The organism is Microbulbifer elongatus, assembly GCF_020524885.1.
In the GTDB taxonomy this organism is placed as follows: domain Bacteria; phylum Pseudomonadota; class Gammaproteobacteria; order Pseudomonadales; family Cellvibrionaceae; genus Microbulbifer; species Microbulbifer elongatus_A.
The window spans coordinates 68,838-89,205 of record NZ_JAIVKJ010000001.1 but is presented as its reverse complement, the minus strand read 5'-3'; the positions used below and the strand labels follow the sequence as shown (position 1 = coordinate 89,205).

11 protein-coding genes are annotated in these 20,368 nt (G+C 55.6%); 2 read left to right on the top strand and 9 right to left on the bottom strand.

All coding sequences use genetic code 11. The features are described 5' to 3' along the window. Window positions 1-40: 40 nt before the first annotated feature. On the top strand, window positions 41-886 hold the full coding sequence (locus LC059_RS00270) for an alpha/beta hydrolase (RefSeq protein WP_226701856.1): 846 nt from the start codon (window positions 41-43) through the stop codon (window positions 884-886). A gap of 96 nt (window positions 887-982) precedes the next feature. Here LC059_RS00270 and LC059_RS00265 read toward each other — a convergent pair whose 3' ends face one another. From LC059_RS00265 to glk, 3 genes are all read right to left on the bottom strand, one after another. Continuing rightward, the gene (locus LC059_RS00265; protein ID WP_226701855.1) at window positions 983-2,524 is read right to left on the bottom strand and encodes a tryptophan halogenase family protein; all 1,542 of its coding nucleotides are present in this window, start codon (window positions 2,522-2,524) and stop codon (window positions 983-985) included. Between the two features lie 104 nt (window positions 2,525-2,628). Beyond that, a complete protein-coding gene (locus LC059_RS00260) occupies window positions 2,629-5,490 on the bottom strand; it encodes a TonB-dependent receptor (protein ID WP_226701854.1) in 2,862 nt (953 codons plus the stop codon). Between the two features lie 235 nt (window positions 5,491-5,725). Beyond that, window positions 5,726-6,688 carry a glucokinase gene (gene glk, locus LC059_RS00255; protein ID WP_226701853.1) on the bottom strand — a complete coding sequence of 321 codons (963 nt, stop codon included), beginning with the start codon at window positions 6,686-6,688 and terminating at the stop codon, window positions 5,726-5,728. 637 nt (window positions 6,689-7,325) lie between these two features. On the opposite strand from glk, the gene LC059_RS00250 reads away from it, so the two are divergent. Further along, window positions 7,326-8,474, top strand: coding sequence for a helix-turn-helix domain-containing protein (locus tag LC059_RS00250; protein ID WP_226701852.1), 1,149 nt, complete (start codon window positions 7,326-7,328; stop codon window positions 8,472-8,474). A 121-nt stretch (window positions 8,475-8,595) separates the two neighbouring features. Here LC059_RS00250 and LC059_RS00245 read toward each other — a convergent pair whose 3' ends face one another. From LC059_RS00245 to LC059_RS00220, 6 genes are all read right to left on the bottom strand, one after another. Continuing rightward, window positions 8,596-11,139, bottom strand: a complete 2,544-nt coding sequence (locus tag LC059_RS00245; RefSeq protein ID WP_319005057.1) for a glycoside hydrolase family 3 protein — start codon at window positions 11,137-11,139, stop codon at window positions 8,596-8,598. Between the two features lie 261 nt (window positions 11,140-11,400). Continuing rightward, window positions 11,401-12,942 carry a glycoside hydrolase family 16 protein gene (locus LC059_RS00240; RefSeq protein ID WP_226701851.1) on the bottom strand — a complete coding sequence of 514 codons (1,542 nt, stop codon included), beginning with the start codon at window positions 12,940-12,942 and terminating at the stop codon, window positions 11,401-11,403. A 212-nt stretch (window positions 12,943-13,154) separates the two neighbouring features. Beyond that, window positions 13,155-15,917: a di-heme oxidoredictase family protein gene (locus LC059_RS00235; protein WP_226701850.1), complete on the bottom strand. Its 2,763-nt coding sequence runs from the start codon at window positions 15,915-15,917 to the stop codon at window positions 13,155-13,157. 257 nt (window positions 15,918-16,174) lie between these two features. Continuing rightward, the gene (locus LC059_RS00230; protein WP_226701849.1) at window positions 16,175-17,662 is read right to left on the bottom strand and encodes a tryptophan halogenase family protein; all 1,488 of its coding nucleotides are present in this window, start codon (window positions 17,660-17,662) and stop codon (window positions 16,175-16,177) included. Window positions 17,663-17,696: 34 nt separating this feature from the next. Further along, window positions 17,697-18,707 carry a cupin-like domain-containing protein gene (locus LC059_RS00225; RefSeq protein ID WP_226701848.1) on the bottom strand — a complete coding sequence of 337 codons (1,011 nt, stop codon included), beginning with the start codon at window positions 18,705-18,707 and terminating at the stop codon, window positions 17,697-17,699. After that, on the bottom strand, window positions 18,704-20,260 hold the full coding sequence (locus LC059_RS00220; RefSeq protein WP_226701847.1) for a tryptophan halogenase family protein: 1,557 nt from the start codon (window positions 20,258-20,260) through the stop codon (window positions 18,704-18,706). The genes LC059_RS00225 and LC059_RS00220 overlap by 4 nt, the downstream gene beginning before the upstream one ends. Between the last annotated feature and the right edge of the window lie 108 nt (window positions 20,261-20,368).

Genomic DNA, 20,368 nt, shown 5'->3' with positions numbered 1-20,368 from the left:
TGGATACTGGCACACTGCCCCAGCTGCGAGAGATATAACAGTGCGCAAGAAGCTCACCCTGGCCGTCGCCCTGCTGCTGGCGACCCAGCCGATAATTGCCGGCGCATCACCAACGCCAACATCTACCGCACAGCCGAACGTGCACGTGATGCCCGCCATCGAGATGGGCACCCTGCAACGAGAACGCACTTATCGGATTTACCTGCCCGAGAGCTACGAGGACTCTGACAAGCACTATCCCGTGCTGTATATGCACGATGGGCAGAACTTGTTTGACGACGCCACCTCCTATGTCGGCGAGTGGGGTGTGGATGAAACGCTCAACCAGCTGGCGCAGACCTGTGGTCTGGAAGTGATTGTCGTGGGCATTGACCATGGCGACAAGCTGCGCATGACCGAACTGAACCCCTATGACAATGAGCGATTCGGCAAGGGTGAAGGCGATGCTTATGTGGATTTCCTGGTCAATGAACTGAAGCCTCGCATCGACCGCGAGTATCGAACCTTGCCAGAGAGGGAACATACCGCGGTAATGGGAAGCTCGATGGGAGGCCTCATATCCAACCATGCAATCAATCGCCACCCGGATGTCTTTGGCAAGGCCGGCATCTTCTCCCCTTCCTACTGGATAGCGCCGCAGATGTTCGCCTCGACCAAAAACAATCCGCGCCTAAAGGAAACTCGCACTTACCTGTTGACAGGCAAACTAGAAGGCAAAGAGATGAGCGCAGGGCACCAAAAGATGCAGGCGCTCCTGGAGAACACCGTACCCGCCGGACAGTGGTATGCGGAGCTTGATCCGCAGGGGGAGCATAATGAAGCCTTCTGGCGGGGTGAATTTCCGCGGGCGGTGAGCTGGATGTTTGACGGGCATTGTGAAAATTAAATGGAGCGTCCGTTTAATTTGGGCACGCATCTACCTCTACTTTGCACTAAGCATAGGTCGAGATAAAAAAATGCCGGCAAACCGGCATTTTTTATTTCAGCGAACGGCATTGACCAGGCGATCGACCTCTTCCCGGTGGGACCGGAAGTTCAATCCACATCGCCCGATAAAACTCTGAATTTCATCTAGCTTGTACTTGTGCGCAAGCGCGTTGCCTGGCTTTAATTGATGCTGCTCAGGGTAAAGGCCGTAACCCGCCAAAAGGCAGTTCCAGGAAATCGAGGGGTAGTAGCGGTCGATATCCTGGCGATCCAGTTCATCGGAAATATTTTTCCCCCGCACCCAAGTCTCAAGAACCGCACGCAGTGAGGACGAGAGGTGTTCATTGCGCCCATTTTCAATCCAGTAGTCTGTATCACTGCGCGAATTGACCCTGTAGTGGGCCACAATATAGTTTCTCACCGCTTCAAATCGATCATTGATGCTCTTGTTAAATGGTGCACGATTCTTGTCTGTGAAGTTACCCTTCTCAAAGGCGTCGATAAACCCTTCCACCGTCTCCTGCACAAGGTGCAATGCGGTCGCCTCGAGCGGCTCAATAAAGCCTTGAGAAAGACCGACAGCCACGCAGTTCTTCATCCAGTGTTGTTCAAGCCGGCCCACCTTCATTTTCAAGTGCCGGACTGCCACATCGCTGTCCAACAAGCCAAGATGCTGCCGGAACTCCGTTTCTGCCTGCTCCGGGGTGCAGAAACTGCTACTGAACACATAGCCGTTGCCAATGCGGCTGGTCAGCGGAATCTTCCACGCCCAACCGTACTTGAGTGCCGTTGATATAGTCTGGGACTCGAGCTCATCTTCGCCAGGCGTCTGCACAACAACGGCGGAATCGTTGAACAGGTTTTTTCCAAAGCTAACGAAATCCGACTTCAGTGCCTGCTGGATCAATAAGCCCCGAAATCCGGAGCAGTCCACAAATAGGTCACCGGAGATTTCCTGCCCCTCATCAGTGACCACACTGGCAATGCCGCCATTCGCATGCAAGCGAACATCGTTGATTGTCGCCTGTACATGATTTACACCGTGATCGCGCGCAAACTGTGCAAGAAACTGCCCAAGCAACGTGGAGTCAAAGTGATACCCATAGTTGATTTCAAATGGAAAGTTTTCTGACGGGATCGGAGACTTCTTCTGGGCAGCGAGGTGCGTGGCCAGGAAAAAGTGATCCGGGTGCCCCTCCACATCAACGCCCTGTCGACGTACATAGCTGTTGTGAAAAAATGCCGGCGCCGTGTAATCATCCGGCTGTGCAGGAAAGGGATGGAAGTAGCTGGTAAAGCCAGGCCGCACCGACCAATCCTTAAAAGTGATTCCAAGCTTATAGGTCGCGTTACAGGCTGGCATCCACTGTTGCTCAGTGATACCCAAGGAATCCATGAAGCCCTTGAGCTGTGGCGTGGAACCCTCGCCCACACCAATAATGCCAATATTCGGTGACTCGATCAGTGTGATTTCAAATCCTTTTTTGATCCAGCTCTTTGCCATCAGGTTGGCGGCCATCCAGCCCGCCGTGCCTCCACCGACAATGACAATTTTTTTCGCGGGAGCAGCCCCCGGATTTTGACTCTGTTCAAACATGCTGAAACCACAATTCTTAAAGCAAAAAAGCCGCCTGTCGAGTTACCCCGGCAGGCGGCCTGTGTTACTGCAAAGCAGTCATGGGACTATCTTAAGTTCCGCAATCAGAACTGATAGCTCACACCCATGAAGTACTGACGACCGTACTCGGCGTACTCCGCAACCGCACTCGGTGTGCCGTAAGTTGCGATGTTCGGCTCATTGGTCAGGTTATTAACCTGGAACAGAACGTCTACACCATTATCGAAGGAGTAAGAAGACTGCCAGTCAACAGTGGTGTACTCATCGGCCATGGTCAGGCTGGAACCACCCGGTGCCACACCGGCAAAGGCATACTCATCGCGGTAACGAGCATTCACGTTAGTGCTAAAGTTGCCGATATCCCAGAATACACTGGTGCTCCACACGTTCTTTGAAAGACCGGGCAAAGGCAGCAGCTGATCAGGGAAGTTACCACCGCCATCTACCGCTGTCTCACTCTCAGTGTAGGAGTAGCTGCTGGTCATACCCAGGCCGGAGAAGATACCCGGCAGCTGATCAAAGGTATCGGTGTAAGCCAGTTCAATACCGCGGACGTAACCACCCATATCGTTGTTACGCACGGTCTGGTATTGACCTTCGACCAGACCTGCCGGCGCTTCCAAGCCGATCTCGGACCAAGCGATCTCACCTTCGAAGAAGGTAACAGTCTCGATCAGGGATTCGATATCTTTGTAGAACACGGCTGCAGTTACAGCACCGCCATCTTCAAAGTAGTGCTCGTAAGAGATATCCAGCTGGTTCGCGCGGAACGGATCCAAGTTTGGATTACCTTTTGACCACACGTTGTAGCGGTCGCTAACACCATCATTAGCGGTATCGATCCAGGAACCTGCACCACCGCGCAGCTGGAATACCGGCGGACGACCCATCACTTTAGCCGCGGAGAAGCGAACCTGGTCCTGCTCGGTGATGTGGAAGCTCAGGTTCAGAGACGGCAGTACGTCAGTGTACTTTGGACCGTACTCAACGTGAGCATAGTCATAACGTGCTACACCGTTGTCGTCGATGATTTCATCGCCTTCGCCGTCACGCACCTGCTGGATGCCGATAGACTTGGTATCGGTTTCAACTACGCGCACACCTGCGTTACCGGTGACCGGAATACCAAACATTTCGGTATCCAGGTTCGCCATGAAGTAATAAGCGGTAACTTCTTCTTTCAGCTCGCCACTTTCGATAAGGGTCCAGTTGTGGTCCCAGGTCTGCTGGGCATCGTAGTTACCCGGGCCAAATACCGCGTCGGCGATACCTTCCATATCTACCATCAGGTAGTTCGGGTAGCCGGACATGGAGCCACCGAAGGATCCTACGGTTACGAAACCATCCAGCTCCATTGGCATACATGCTGCGTCACTACGGTTGAACTCACAGCCTTCGTTCAGGACGACGTTGCCATCAGCATCAACAAAGCCGTTCTGGCCTTCGCGACGGCCCCAGCGGAAAGTGCTGCGGTCATCAGTAAATACCCGCTCGCTCCAGCGAACACCGGCCTCAAAAGAAGCAATTACCGGCATTTCAACATCGTATTTGAAGTCGAATTTCACGCTGTCCAGCTCATCGGTGTACAGGTGTGGGAATTGCTCCCAATCACCCAAACGCATATGGCTGAGGTCGGTGTAATCGGTATTGAATGCGACAGAAGGCATGTTGCCCGCGTTCAGCTGATACGCGAGACTCTGGCCACCCAGCTCTTGCCAGGACTGCAGGTTGCCGTCGGCATCGTATGTCAGGTCATAGGCGTGCAAGCTGGCGATACGGTCAAGACGGCTCTTCTCGCCACTGCTGTGTGCGATATCCATTTTCGCATTGAAAGTATCGGTGATCTGCCAGTCAAACTCGAAACCAAAGCTCTCGGTCAGGGACTCGGTTGACTGGTCCTCCTGGCGAACTTCGATCCATGGGCCAACCAGGGTGGTCAGGGTAACATCGCCACCGGTCAGGATACCGTCTTCAACGACAGCGTTTTCGATGTCGTAAGTTCCCGCGTCGCGCTGCAGGCCATCAACGTAGAAACCGCTGCGGGTGTCAACAGAGCTAAAGTCAGAGCGGAAATAGTCAAACTGGGCGCTGACGGTGTCACTTGGCTGCCAGACGACAGAAGCCAGATAGCCCTGACGTTCGTCTTCGCCATTTTCTGCACGCAGCTGGAAGCCCTTGATGATGCGATCTTCGCTACCGTCGCCATCAAAATCACGCGCACCTTCGATGAAGGAGTTCATGTGCTCAGCGTTGTTTGGCTGGGAAAGGTCGGCGTAACCAACAGCAACACCCAGGGTGTCATTGAGGAACTTGCCCTGGTAAGAGAAGCTCACGCGCTGGCCGGCGTCGTCGGCACCAACGTTTTCCGCAGCGTCGTTGAAGGAGTAACGCACGTTGGCATTGAAGTTATGCTGCTTTTCCGCCTCGAGGGGGTTGGCAGTCTTCATTTCAACAGTACCGGCAACACCACCCTCGATCAGGGATGCTTTCGGTGACTTGTAGACGGCGGCTTGGGTAATCAGCTCGGAGGGGTACTGGTCAAATGCAATCCAGCGACTGCCGGCGGTGTAGCCACTGGTGCTCGCCTGCTCGCGGCCATTCAGGCTGGTCTGAACAAAGTCACCATTCATACCACGGATGTTCAGCTGGGAAGACTGCCCAGAGTCGCGGACTGTGGTCACACCCGGCAGGCGGCCAAGTGCGTCAGCAATAGATACGTCCGGCAGAGATGCCAGGTCACCTGCGTCAATCACCTCGGCAACTACATCGGAATCTCGTTTGGCGGAAATGGAATCGAGAACACTGGAGCGAATACCAGTTACTACTACTTCTTCCAGCGCTTCAGCCTGTTCCTGAGCATAGGAACCCATGGAGGCGCTCACGGAAGCGGCAATTGCTGCAGACAGCAGTGCCGGCCGGAAACGTTTGTTAGTCAGACTCATCATCTTCTCCCTTGGACTTATGATTATGGTGAGTATTGCCATCCTAGGCTTACCCGAAGTCCTTATCCTCCACCCCCGGGGGGGGAGGAGGGGGGAGAAACTGGGGCCGGCGGAGGAATTAAGGAGGAAATGGAGCCGGCCCAGGTCACCATCGCGCGCGCATTATACAGATCGACTGAAATTTAACCAGAAAAAATGCTGCGCGAAAACACTGGAAGCGAAAGAGAGAAGAACTTGATCAGCGCTCTAGCCAAGCAGCCGCGCCGATCAGGGCGGGATAGCCGGCTTTCAGTACTTCCACCCGCACGCCCTGCAACCACTCTCCAAGGCGTCCCTTATTGGTAAAGCGCTGCTCGAACTGGCTCTCCGGCAGCAGGGATTCGATTCGCGGCAGAACACCGCCCCCCAGGAAGATGCCACCGCGGGCCACATAATAAAGGGCGGCGTCACCGGCGGCGCTGCCGAGGAAGTTGAGGAAGTCGATGAGGGTTTCACGGCACAGAGGGTCGGTGCCATCGAGACCGCGACCGCTGACGTCCGGTGGGGTGAGGTCTTCCGCCGGGCGTCCGTGCAGGGCGCAGACCGCTCGGTACAGATTGACCAGGCCGCCGCCACTCAGCACGTACTCGTTGTATACGGGCATCTGCTCGCGGGCCAGGATTCGCAGAAGCTCAAGTTCCCGCTCACTGCCGGCAGAGAGATTGGCGTGACCACCCTCTCCCGGCACGACGCGGTAGGCGCCAGCTTCATGGATGATCGCGGCTACCCCAAGGCCGGTGCCAGGGCCAAGCACAGCCATGCAGCCGTTGGCTTCCGAGGGCACATCCCGCAGTGCCCACTTGTCCCCTTCTTGCAGGCGCGGCAGGGAGAGCGCCAGGGCGGCAAAATCGTTGACCACCAGAGCGCGCTCCAGAGAAAAGCGGCTGCACAGCTCTTCGGCGCGTATATCCCATCCCAGGTTGGTCATGGTTACACGCCCGCCCTGCGGCGTCTTTTCGACCGGTCCGGCAACCGCGATACATGCCTGCGTTGGGCGCGGATCCTTCAAACCTTCCAGCCACTGCCCCATTGCGGAATAGAAGTCCTCAAATTTGGCGCAATTCACCACTTGGATGGACTCGAGCCGGTAGCCCCCTTGATGTGGGTGGGCGATGGCGAAACGGGCGTTGGTGCCGCCGATATCCGCGACGATACTGGTCATGACGCTTTCCTTACATATTCTGCATGCTGCGAGAGCGGCCGATGCGACTCGCTCGAAACCACTATCAGGGCGAACAGACACCCTGGAAAAATGGCGGTATAAGGTAATGATTTGCCGACGAAAACTCCAGTCCTCCCCCCTCTTTATGGTCACAAATTCGGGGGGATGAGGCGCCTGAAGAATCATCTTCAGATCGGACGTTTTCACGGCGTGTTAAAACGCGACACTGACGCATCGACTAAAGACATGGAAGCGGACGCAGGGGAAAAAATTACCGGCAGGGATGCCTGCCGGTCCAGCTAATACGGGAGGCCGACGAGAAAGGCCAACTAGCAGGAAGAGAGATGAAGTCAGGCCTCAATCCTTGTGACGAGCGCCGATGTACCACATCTGCGCCGCACAGGTTGCGCTGAAACCCGATGGACATAGCATGCGGCCAGGCCCTGCTCACGTCGCCCCACTTTCAAGAAATCGGCAAACTGGGCAGTGTCACTTTCGAAATTTTCGCAAACTGGATCACCGGGACAGTGGAATCACAACCGGCTGCGCTCCTACCCCGGCGGGAATTCTCATATACTCACGCAAACAAGAAAGATAAAAATGCCATAAGAACGAAATACCACTCGGCGATGACCCCATGAAAGAATATATCTTCAATATCCACGACGTGGTTCTGCTGATGACCGCGGCGGAATGCCTGTTGCTGGCGGTGTTCCAGTCGATCCTACCCACCCGGGCTCGCCACGACGGCCGCCTGTTGACCGCGTTTTTGCTAATTATCGCAGTGTCCTCTGGCTGCACCCTGCTTCTGTGGAATGATCAGTTTTCTCTTGCCCCCTGGTTTGAGCAGATCCTGCTGCCCTACCTGCTTTTCGCCTCCCTGCTACTCAAGGGACCGGCTATTTACCTTTACGTCTGCTCCCTTACGCAGCAGAAACTGAATCTCAATCAGCGCCATGCCCTACATTTGTTACCAACGGTTATCGGGCTACTGTGCGTTGCGGTGTTTAGCATCTCCAGCAATGACCTGCGCCTCATGCCGGACGCCGGTCAGTCCCTTTCAGCAACCACCATCGAATCTATCTGGGATCTGGCTTCCCTGGTGCCCTTTGCCTACGCAATCGCGGCCCTGATGCGCATCCGCCGCTACCGCCACGCACTGAAAGACGAGTACTCCCACTTTTCCGAAACGGAATTGCACTGGCTTTCCGCCCTGACGTGGGGTGTGAGCATTGCCTGGGGATGGACCATGGTCGTACACGTGGTGGCCAAGTTCTCCAGCGATGTCGTGGCCGACTATATGGGGATCGCCGACAACTACCTCGCGTTTATCCTGATCAACGCATTTTTTGCCTATAGCCTGACCTATGCGCACCAGTTGCTGGTAACCAAGCCAGAGGAAGAAACTCGCGAGACCATCAGCGAGGAAGAGCCTTCGGAACCCGCAATCGAGAAAGTGCGTAACGCAATGGAGGGCGACCAGATTTATCTCAAGAAGAACCTGAACCTGGAACAGTTTGCTGAACGCATTGATCTACCGGCAAAAGAAGTCTCGGCGGTGATCAACAAGCACTTCGGCACCAACTTCTTCGAATTTGTGAACAGCTACCGGGTCGAAGCTGCCAAGGCGCTGCTATCCGACCCGGACAAGACCGACATGACCGTGCTGGATGTACTGCTCGAGTCCGGTTTCAACAGCAAGTCTGCATTCCACCGGTTTTTCAGCCGTCTCGTAGGCATGTCGCCCACGGAATATCGCAAACGGGCGCTCGCAGCTGATGAGTAATCGCCCTAAACGAGGGCAGTGAAAATAGTTCGGCCAATAAAGTAAGGGCGCCATTTGGCGCCCTTACTTTTATCTCGCTCACTTTGCATGCACCGCCCCTGAGTGCGGGCACACCAGTGAATCAACCGCAGTTGATATCGGCATCCGCTTTTGAGGCGATGCGAATATCATGAACGGTCACGTCCAGAGAGCCCGCAGTGCGCACATAGAAGGGGGACAGCACCATATCCATTTTGGCGCCGCCGGCAGCCAGGCACTGCAGGTCTACGGTGACGGTTTTCCACTCACCGGGAGCTGCGCTCTGCAGCACGTCGGTAATGGACTGCTCCGCGCCACAATCCTGACCACAGTACATGCCCAGGCTCACCGCATCACTGGGTGCACTGTCGACCTTCACATCGAACATCAGTGCACCCTGGTTGCCCAGATAGGCGGAGAGGTCGGTGCGACTGTTGGCGAAGAAGCCGGCAATCGCGTTGCCCTCACCGGTCCAGCGCAAACGGCGACTGTCTTCCTGAACCTTGCGATCTACCGACTGCACGCTGATGCCTTGCAGCCTGGTGACACTACTGGAAATCACAGACTGGTTGTTTCCAGCATCGGTTACCTGGAGGCTCCAGGGGTCCATTGCCCGACCATTGAATACCGCCAGCGCTTCATTGCCGTCGGACTCGATCAGCCCGCTCTCCTCGGAAAGCACAGCCACCTGCACATTGTCTTCGTAGCCGAGGCCATAACCGTAGCTGAATTGCGCCAACGCTTCATTCTCGCCAGGGTTGCGCACGATGGGCTGGGCATCATTCGGCCAGGAGAAGGTCAATTTGCCGGTAAAGTCATGGTTCACCTCACCACTGACTTTGCGGAAGAGCACATCGGCTACACCGCCACCTTCGGTGCCGGGCTGCCAGATCACCGCAAACGCATCGGAGGCATTGATTTCCGGGTTGGTCCAAAGCGGGCGCCCAGTGATGAACAGGGAAACCACCGGGATTCCCTGCGCCTTCAGGCGCTGCAGTAGCGCCAGATCGGCATCGCCGTTGTAATCGAGATTGGCGATATCCCCCTGCATTTCCGCGTAGGGATCTTCACCAAATACGACAATGGCCACATCCGGTTTCTGCTCGAAGTTACCATCCACCGAGAGCTCCACGGTGCCGCCGGCCGACTCAACCACTTCGGCGATACCGCCGAACACGGAAGTCGCACCGGGGAAATCGCTGTTCTGGTTGCCGGTTCCCTGCCAGGTGATACTCCAGCCACCGGACTGCTTGCCGATATTGTCGGCGCCGTCACCAGCCACCAGTACACGCTGGTCGCGCGCAAGAGGCAGCAGTCCATCGTTGTTTTTCAGCAACACCAGAGATTCGCGCACCGCCTGACGGGCAATAGCGCGGTGCGCAGGCGCACCGATCAGGGACTCGTCACCGGCATTGGCGCGCTCGGACGGCAAGCCCGCCTCGAACAAGCCTGAACGCATTTTCACCCGCAGGATACGGCGCACCGCGTCGTCGAGACGCTCGGCAGAAATCTCACCGCTCTTCGCCTGGGCCACGGTGTTGGCAAAGAGGGCTTTCCAGCTCGGGTCCGGAGCCATAAACATGTCGAGACCGGCGTTGATCGCCTGCGGACAACTGTCAGTGCTGCAGCCATTCACGAACTGGTGACCGGCCCAGTCGCCGACCACAAAACCGTCAAAACCCAGGCGGTCTTTCAGTACATCGGTCATCAGGTATTTGTGACCATGCATCTTCTCGCCGTTCCAGCTGCTGAACGATGCCATCACCGACTGCACACCGGCTTCGATTGCAGAGAAGTAACCCTGGGCGTGGATCTTGACCAGCTCTTCTTCACTCATTACCGCGTCGCCGCGGTCGATGCCGTTCTCAGTGCCGCCATCAGCAAGCCAGTGCTTGGCAGTCCCGATGACGTGCTTGCCTTGCAAGCGCTCTTCAGTGTCGGCGCTGCCTTGCAGGCCTTCCACCAGTTTGCCGGCGTAGTTGTACACAACCTGCGGGTCTTCAGCATAGGATTCGTAGGTGCGCCCCCAACGGTCGTCGCGCACGACCGCAAGTGTCGGCGCAAAGATCCAGTCGATACCGGTCGCGCGCACTTCGGCAGCGGTGGCGGCGCCAATCTGACGCATCAGTTCGGGGTTCTGGGTGGCACCGAGGGCAATGTTGTGGGGGAACAGGGTCGCACCGATCACATTGTTGTGACCGTGAACCGCGTCAGTACCCCAGATCATGGGGATGCCGACTCCACCGTCACTGGTGTCCACGGAGGCCTTGTAGTACTCGTCCGCCAACGCAACCCAATCGGCCACGGTCGCGTGCTTGTTGTCGTTGGGGAAGCTACCGCCACCATTCAGGATGGAACCGATGTGGTACTGCTTCACATCTTCCGGTGTAGCGGTACGGATTTCCACCTGCACCATCTGGCCGACTTTTTCTTCCACGGTCATTCTGGCAAGCAGTTCGTCAATGCGCGCTTCGATCGCCGGGTCTTTGGTGATGGGGCTACTTAACTGCGGCCATGCGGCATTCACGCTGGCAGCGTTGGTGTCTTCCGTTTTCGCCCCCTCGGCCATTTTCTGCTCACCACAGCCGGCGAGTCCGCCGCCGGCTATCAAACCGGAGATGACCCCCAGCAGAATTCGCTTCTTCATCACCGTAATACTCCCATCATGATCTGGCCCATTATTGTTCTGAATTGTCATGTGACTTGTTATTGCCGGACAGTCGCGCTCGTCAAACAGCTGGCTAAAGCCTGCCCGGCTTTTCCAGCGTTCTTTTTACGCGCCGCCCCGAAAAGGGTCGTCCCACTTCGCCACCCGGTCGCAAAATGGTGCAAACCACCTTGCCACTTGGCGTCAGACGTCAAAATGGGACGCCGTTTTTCGATGAAGGGAGCGATCAACAGGCAGCGATCAACGGGTGAGTTTTACATTATCCACCTGTAGCACCACGCCCATCTGGTTGTCCCATCCTGGCGAAATCACGAAAGGGGTATTCACACTCGCGGTATTGAGCCCGCCCTGCTCCAGCTCCAATAGTGAGATCTGGAAGTGGGTCCATTGATCCAGCGCGGGCATGTCCAACGGATAATCGCCGGACGAACACGGGTACACACAGTCGGCGCGAAAGGTCAGAGCAGCGGAGCCCGCATCCGGCGGCTCGGCAAGCACCTGAAGGTCGAACTCGATGAAGGTGTAGTCGCTCAGGTCATAGGTGGCATCAGACTGGAAAAAGCCGATACCCTGGTCGGTATTCCAGGTGATCTGCCCCACGTCTCCATAGTCACCGCCGCCATCCGCCACCGCATATTCGACCGTGCCTGCTGCTGTCCACGTATACCACTGATAGGGCGCCTTCACTTCCCCATCGAATATCACCAGTTCATCGCCTTCAGTATCCGGAGCCTGCGGTGGTTGAGTGCCGGGATTGAGCACAAATTCGCCATCGGTGCTGGCACAACCCTTGCCCGTCTCAAAGTCTTCCGTGCACTGGTAAACCCTCACATAGTCGATCTGAAATTCCTGCGGGAAAGCACTCTCATCGATACCGGTATCGTTTACGTTGGCCGGCCAGTCACCACCTACCGCAAGGTTGAGGATCAGGTGAAACGTCTGGTCGAAGGGCGCCAGTGTGTTTTCCAGTGCAGCCGTGGTGTACCAGCCATCATTGGTCTGGGTGGCGTAATGGTCACCATCCACATACCAACGGATTTCACCTTCTTCCCATTCCACCGCGTAGGTGTGGAAATCGTCCGCCGGGTTCAGGTCACCGGGAATCTGGTAGGCCTCGCCGGTATGCACATTGCCCGGCCAGCTGCCGCCGTAGTGCAGCGTGCCGTAAACACGATCTTCGCCGCCGACCTTCAGATTCACGGCCTCTAAAATGTCGATCTCGCCGGAGAGTGGCCAGCCACCGTATACCCACTCGGTGGGAAGCATCCAGAACGCCGGCCAGGAGCCCTGTCCGAAGGGGAGTTTTGCACGCATTTCAAAGCGGCCATATTTCCAGTCGCCCAGCCCTTTGGTACGCAGGCGTGCAGAGGTATAGGTGCCGCTACCAGACACATCGCTGGGGTCGTAGTTGGGGTCGTCGTCTACGCGGTTTGGCCCAGTCGCATCTTCCCGGATCGCTTTGATATGCAGTATGTCATCCGCCACCCAGGAATTTTCCGGCGCATCGGTGTAGCACTGCGCCTCATTGTTGCCACCGCCGGTACAGTTTTGCTCATGGGACCACTTGTCACCATCAATACCCACACCGGAAAACTCATCCTGCCATACCAGGCAATATCCGGAGTTCATCGGATCCTCAATACACTGTTCGGGGCGAGTATCGACTACTGGCGGATCAACGAATTCGTTATCTTCATCATTACTGCTGGAGCTACCGCCGCCGCAGGCCGTCGCTGCCATGGCGATTGCGAGGGTCGAGCTGCGGAACATAAATCTGGACATCACTGCCTCCTAGTTCATTTGTTTATTTTTTTAATTGCTATCAACAGAGAGCGCGCCATTTTTAGCCCGTATCAGGATTCACCGTCGCCCCACATTGAGTGAACTTCTAACGTGGGTCATAGCCAACCCGGGCTTATACAAGAATCAGATACAGGCAATAAAAAGGGCGCGATAAAATCACCGCGCCCTCGGGTCAGGCTCTGAAAAAACGTTTACAGTGAATTCAGGAAATTCAGCACATCTTCTTTTTGCGTAGAGGACAGAGCCTGATACCCATTTTTCGCCTGCTGCCCCTCACCGCCGTGCCACAAAATGGCCTCTTCTACGGTGCGGGCGCGTCCATCGTGGAGATAGCTGTGTTGCGGAGTGCATACTTCATTTCCCTGTCCGCCAATGGGGTTTTCCACTCCGCCGGTAACACAGGCAGAAAGGCCCAACCCCCACAGCGGCGTGGTACGCCACTCCGCACCACTGGCTTCGTTCTCACCGAGATTGTCCGCGAGGCCCGGCCCCATATCGTGCAACAACATATCCGTGTAAGGGCGGATGGTCTGATCGCGCAACTCCGCAAATGGGTGGTCACTACTGGTCTGCTGTACTGGCGTGTGACAGTCGGCGCAGCCTATGGATGAAAACAGTTGTGCGCCGTTTTGAACGGATCCATCGTTGTAATTGCGCTGCGGACGCACACCCAGCAGAGCGATATACTTGGTAAGATCCTGCAGGTGTGTATCTGCCAGCTCAGTGCCTGACGATCCACAGTCAGACTGACTGCTGCCGCAATCCGGTTGCGGAAAAACCGAGGTCATCACGCCCATATCGGTATTGAAAGCACGCGCAAGTTGATGCCGAATACTCGAAGCACCGGCCTTCCAGCCAAAACGGCCGAGACGGGTCTCCCCCGATTCCGGATCCAGCACACGACTGACCCGTCCGGAGATACCATCACCATTGCTATCGGCCGGATCGGCTCGGGAAATGATGTCAGTTTCGGCAATGGCTTCTAACAGTCCCATTCCTACCAGGTTGGGGGCGATACGCGCAGAAAAACGCGCGGGTGTTACGCCGGAGAAACTGTAATTGGGTGACCGCAACCCATTCTGTTCCGTCCAATAAGCGATGGAAACCTGGCCCTCACTGGCCGCACCACCACGTGCTTTGGGTTGTAGCGCACTGCCAAGATAGGGGTCAGGATTGCCATTGGCATCGGCCACCTTAAACGTCCACTTTTCCAGCGGCTCACCCAGTGCTGCCGGCGCCGCGCGGCCATTGCGCTCGTGGCAGCTGGCACAACTGTCGTTGATATAGTGCGGCCCCGCCAGATTGATCATCGGCGCGAACGGTGGATTTTCGAGGGGCTTTTCATCATGCACGCCGTCGATTGCCGAACTGTGCAGTACGCGCCGGCCGCGCATAAATGGCTGCGCATTGTCGTAACCTACATTGGTTGCCATCTGCATAAAATGGTTGTCTGTTTCGCCAGAAGTCAGAGCGTGAACAGTGGTATCGCCACCGAGCCACGCGGCTTCAGGAAGCTTGAAGGAATCCTTGATACCCCCAAACGGGGTGGTGCCACCCACATCCCAGGGCACCAGCCCCTCACCAACGATGTACAGAAATGTTGTTCCGTAATAATTGGCGCGGCCGTTAGGCACACTCGCATCCAGGAACTGGCTGACTTCAAACTCCAACAAGTCGCCTATCTGGATATTGCGATTTTCCCGACAGTTAAATGTGCGCTCCTTGTAGTAGTTGTACTGATCCACCACCACCATGGTGCCGTTGTCACAGTATTCAGCGACCGTACCCACACCACGATAGAACCAGCGGTTTTCTGCCTCGGTATCGCTTAATTTAAATTCGGTGCGCACATTCATCCGCACAGAATCGCCGCCCTTGGCCACTTCATCGATAATTTCGACGGCCGCGGTGCGGTCTTCCCAGTAAAAACTCAGGTAATGATCGTATGCCTGAAACTGGTCTTCCTTTGCGTGACGATCCCGCGCGCGATCGGAGAAACGGGTGATGAGTGCTGTACCGGTCTCAAACTGAACCGCCGGTTCCAGTGCCGTACCGCTGTTATATAGCGGCACGATGTTGCCAAGGTCACCACCAGATGAACTGCTGGACCACGCACCTCCAGATGAAGAGCTACTGGAGGACGAACTACCGGAGCCACCGCCGGATGACGAAGACGAAGACGAAGACGAAGACGAAGACGAAGACGAAGACGAAGATGATGATGAGGAGGAGGAGGAGGAGGAAGAAGAACTACCGCTCTGGCCGGAAAACGTAAACTGGCTGGATGGCAAGTTTTCTCCAACACCACCGGTAATCTTGGTGTAGTAAACGGAGATGACATCACCCGCGGACAGGTTCGGAATATTATGGATCCACAGGTTTCCATTCTGCTGCATGCGAACATTCTGCTGACCACCACCATTGACCGAATAGTGCACGTCAACAATATCACCGCCTGTCACGCGGGCCTGCGCCGTGCTTGCATCCAGTTCCACCACGCACCCGCTGTCACAGCTTACGGGCGTACCGTAAATGCCCAGCTCCCAGATGGAATAGCCCCAGTAATTACCGGCACTGCGGGTCACACCGTGAATACGCACATGGCGGAAAGCGCCGCTGACTGGCACTGTATCTGTGCGATGACCGAACTGGCCGCCGGTCTGGGTAGACAGTGTGGTCCACTGGTTGCCGTCATTCGAGCCACGGATTTCATAGGTCTCCGCGTTGGCCGCCTCCCAAAAAATTTCCACCTGGTTAAGGTTGTACGGCTGGCCGAGGTCCACACTTAACCAGGACGGATCTGTCTGGGCGGCAGAAGCCCAGCGAGTGCCGTTATTGCCGTCAACCGCATTACTCGCGGCAAGGTCCGCGGTACTCGCAATTACCTGTGCGCCGGAGGCGAGATTGGTTTGCTGGGCCTGGCTAGGCGGAGAAAAGCTTACGGCGCCGATCATTAAAAATGCCGCACCACTAATTAGGGAAAAGATGGGCGCGCGAAACACGCTCCGGTCACTTTGGAGTTTACGCATCTAAAACCTCGCTTCTTCATTATTTTTGATTATCTGTATGCGAGCGCCGTAGTTCACATCTCAGTTCATCGCGAGGCTGAAGGTAGTTATTTTGATGCAGCGGGGTCGTCCCACTTTAAGAAAACCGCCAATCTGGGGCGAAAGATTGGCGACGAAAATAATTTCTACGACAGGAACGCCAACTAGCTACTGGTTTTCCGCGACAGAAATTCCTGCAGATATTGATCGTGCATTTTCAATTTCGACATGGCGCCGTCAACATGCTGGCTGACCTGCTGCATAAATCCGCGTAGTTCATCTTCAGACATCACGTCGACCAGTGGATGGTACCGCTCTGGCATTAACCCCTGCCCGAACATTACCTGCTGCCACGAATCCACAAATAGTTCATTGCCCTCTCTATTTACATGCCCCGTCTCGCGGAATAGTTCAATCTTGGCGGAGAGGGTATCGGGAATGCTCATATTGCGGCAGTAACGCCAGAATTCTGTGTCGTCTCGCTCTGTCACCTTGTAATGCAGGATGATGAAGTCTCGGATACGCTCCATATCAAATTCTGCTTCACGATTGAACGTATCTATGGCTACCGGACTGATTTCCTGATGGGGAAAGAGCCGCAGAAAGCGAACGATATTTTGCTGAATCAAGTGAATACTGGTTGACTCGAGCGGCTCCAAAAATCCGGAGGACAACCCTACCGCCACACAGTTTTTATGCCATTGTTTACGACGGCGCCCGGTCTGGAACTTGATTAATCTCGGATCGGTCAAGGGCTCACCAGCGAGGTTGTCCATCAACTGCTGGCGCGCGTCGTTCTCACTCTGGTAACTACTCGAAAATACGAGACCATTGCCCACCCGATGCTGCAGCGGGATTCGCCACTGCCAGGCACTTTCACGAGCGATTGATCGGGTATAGGGTCGTGGTGGCTCCACCGCCTGCGTCTGTACCGCGACGGCACCATCACATGGCAACCAGTGCGACCAGGACTCAAAGCCCGTATGCAAGGTTTTTTCGATCAACAGTGCCCGCATCCCGGTACAGTCGATGAAGAAATCACCTTCCAGCTGTTGGCCATTGTCCAGTTTCAGAGAAGATATATGACCGTTCTCCGAGTTGAGCTTCACATGGTCAATTTTTCCTTCGATACGCTTTGCGCCATGGCGCTCACTGAACTGCCGAAGAAACTTGGCGTACAGGCTTGCGTCAAAGTGGAATGCGTAATTCAGACCATTATTTGGCAAGTGGGAAAATTTACCCGCCTCTGCAGCACGGCGCTCCAGACAGTACTCACCAAAGTCACCGGCAAACCCAAGCTCTCTTGCGCGCAGCCAGAAATGTTGAAAACCACAGGCCCAACAATCTCTGCCGGTAACGCCAAATCCATGCAAATAATCATGCCCGACCTTGCGCCAGTTCTCGAAACGAATGCCGAGCTTGTACGTGCCCTGGGTCGCAGCAAGGAATTCAGCCTCATCAATACCCAGCAAACGATGGAAGAATAGCAAAGTAGGAATCGTTGCTTCACCTACACCTACGGTACCTATCTGATCGGACTCCACCAGAGTGATATCCAGTGAGTCACCCATCAATTTGGAGAGTGCCGCTGCGGTCATCCACCCCGCAGTACCGCCTCCCGCAATTACGATTTTTTTCAACGGCTTATTCATGGATTTCTCTCTCTCATCGTTCCCGCATTTTCACTCAGGGAGTTCTTTGCAGTTTTTCTAGTAATAATTTTTTCAACCTGCCGGAGGCGCCTCGATCCAGATTCGCGAGCAATCCCCGTCGCGCACGCGGTATGTGTTCTGCCGCCCGTTCCCGATTCACCACGAAGTGATCAAACAAGTTTCCCCAGGCACGGCGCTGCGTTTCAGGCAAGCCACCAATTGATAAAAGGGCATGCATAAGCGCATCTTGCGGCAACCCCGACCAGGCCTCGGTTGATCGCCACCAGTAGTTGATCAACATATTGACCTCATCAAGGCCCTCTACCTGATGCCACCACATGCTCGGCACATAGAGAATGTCGCCGGGCTCCATCTCGGCGACCTGGGCCCTTTCCATCGCCTCGCGAAATCGGGGGAAGCGCTGGTAATCGGGTGCGTAGAAGTCCACCATGCTGATCGCCTGACCAGCCGGATTGAACTCCAGCGGGCCAGGGTAGAGATTGGCAACCTGATCCGGCGGGAATAGGGTAAAGCGTCGACGGCCTGCGACAACGCAGGCCAAATTCTCGGGTAAATCGAAGTGTGCCGCGATACGAGTGCGATTGCCCAGCCACAGTGAAACGAGCGGCAGGTACTCGCCCAGGGCAAGATCATTGTCGTCGCGCATCCCAGGCAGGTGGTGATCTACCGGCGTAGAGCCGATATAACAATAGTCACTGCCTGCCGCGCCGGATTCCAGCATACGTAAAATTGCAACAAGATTTCCGGTGGCACGTTCGAAGTTAAAGCCGTCCATACTTTCGTTGTAAAAAATGCGGCCGTTTGTTTCCCCCGCAGCCCGGAACACGACAACCGGCCGCCCCCGGTCAAATGCTTGTAAATACTCACTCAACTGGTTGGCGCCTGCGGCCTTAACCAACGGCCAGTGAGAAACCGCGCTTTTGAAGAGTAAAGGATGTGTTCGGTTCTTTACTATTTCGGCGATCTCGTCTGCGTTGACACCAGAGCGGATCTTTACCGAAGGTATTTGCTCTGGATACTTCATGAAAAGGCGGCTCCCGTGGCGCTGTGCGCGATGATTTTTGCAATCAATTGGCGGTTATCCGGCAGTCCGTTGCTATATGCAGCCAACTGCTTCTGAACCTCTGCCATAAGGGCACGTGCGCGCGCCTGGTCATCGTCTTTCCGTGGGGAACGCAACCAGTCGCACTTGAAGCCCATACCATTCAGTACATAACGATAGCTCGCAGGAGGAAACAATGGCTGTGCTTGTGGGAAATCCTGCTTGGCCGGGGCGCGATGACGCCAGAACCCGAGGTTTTCCTGCAATGACTCTGGAATACTTTCTTCGGCGCGATGTGCCAGCCAGTAATCGGAATCGGTGCGCGCCGATAGCACATAGTGGAGCTTGAGAAAATCAACGATGTTGTCCCAGTGAGACAGCATCTGGCGATTATAACGCTTTGCCGCAAGCGGTATCTGCTGCACGCTGGCCGGCAGTAAATCCCGGATCAGCGCCGCACCCTGTTCAACCAGAGCGAGCGCGGATGCTTCCAGGGGCTCGATAAAGCCCGCCGACATTCCGACGGCCACACAGTTGGCCCGCCACATTTCCGCGCGGTAACCCGGGGAAAATTCCAGCTTGCGAATTTTCAGTTGCCCCATGTCTTCATCGGGCAACTCACCCCGCAGGAATTGTTTCAAGTCCGCTTCGGCCGTTTCCGTGTCACAAAATCGACTGGAATAAACCGAACCGATACCACGGCGTGTAGGCAGGCCAATGTCCCAGATCCAACCATGTGCCCGAGCGGTGGAACGGGTAACGGAAGCAATGGGTGCCGTCTCGCTGGCATAAGGGATCTGTACTGCCAACGCGCGATCGTTGAACAGGACCTGCGATTTATCGACCCACGGTACCTTGAGGTGTTCACCGATTAGCAGTGCAGAACCACCGGAGCAGTCCACATACAGATCTGCGCACAAATGCTCGCCAGTGTCGGTGACCAGTGCGCGAATTGTGCCGTCCTCGGCACTCTCCACGCGCGTAACTTCAGCCTGAACATGCTTTATACCAAGCTGATTGACGCAGTGATCCCGCAGACACAGTCCGAATTTTACTGCATCAAAATGGTAACCGTAATTTAGTACTGCAGCGTATTCAGGTGTGCCCAGCTGTTTGGGAGCAAGATGGGCATCGCAGATTGCGGCTTGGGGGGTCACGCGATAAGCGTACTCGCCGGCATCAGCGAAGCGCGCCAGATCCTGTTCGAAGTACCCGTGAGGAAGGGAAAAAGGGTGATAGTAACGCTCGCCAGGATTATGCGAACGCCAAGATGTAAATAGGGAGCCCTGCTTGAAGGATACCTCGCATTCGGTGAACAACCGCTTCTCACTGAGACCAATACGCCGCAGCGTTTCACGCATGGACGGCCATGTGCCCTCACCGACGCCGACGGTGGGAATCGCCGGTGACTCTACCAGTGTTACATCGCAGAGTCCGCCGCGTGCACGACCGTGTTCCGCAGCAAGTACCGCCGCGGTTAACCAGCCTGCTGCACCTCCGCCCAGAATTACAATGGAAAACGGAGACTGTGTCATTTTCGAGCCCTCCCACTTCAAGGACATCAAATAAAAAAAGGGCGTGATCACTCACGCCCTTTACATCCTGTGAGACGTGAGTGGCGGCTGCCCGCCACTCCAGACATT

Coding starts and splice junctions, on each gene's coding strand:
- LC059_RS00265 (WP_226701855.1), bottom strand. CDS start 2,524: ATGTTTGAACAGAGTCAAAATCCGGGGGCTGCTCCCGCGAAAAAAATT.
- LC059_RS00260 (WP_226701854.1), bottom strand. CDS start 5,490: ATGATGAGTCTGACTAACAAACGTTTCCGGCCGGCACTGCTGTCTGCA.
- glk (WP_226701853.1), bottom strand. CDS start 6,688: ATGACCAGTATCGTCGCGGATATCGGCGGCACCAACGCCCGTTTCGCC.
- LC059_RS00250 (WP_226701852.1), top strand. CDS start 7,326: ATGAAAGAATATATCTTCAATATCCACGACGTGGTTCTGCTGATGACC.
- LC059_RS00245 (WP_319005057.1), bottom strand. CDS start 11,139: ATGAAGAAGCGAATTCTGCTGGGGGTCATCTCCGGTTTGATAGCCGGC.
- LC059_RS00240 (WP_226701851.1), bottom strand. CDS start 12,942: ATGTCCAGATTTATGTTCCGCAGCTCGACCCTCGCAATCGCCATGGCA.
- LC059_RS00235 (WP_226701850.1), bottom strand. CDS start 15,917: ATGATCGGCGCCGTAAGCTTTTCTCCGCCTAGCCAGGCCCAGCAAACC.
- LC059_RS00230 (WP_226701849.1), bottom strand. CDS start 17,662: ATGAATAAGCCGTTGAAAAAAATCGTAATTGCGGGAGGCGGTACTGCG.
- LC059_RS00225 (WP_226701848.1), bottom strand. CDS start 18,707: ATGAAGTATCCAGAGCAAATACCTTCGGTAAAGATCCGCTCTGGTGTC.
- LC059_RS00220 (WP_226701847.1), bottom strand. CDS start 20,260: ATGACACAGTCTCCGTTTTCCATTGTAATTCTGGGCGGAGGTGCAGCA.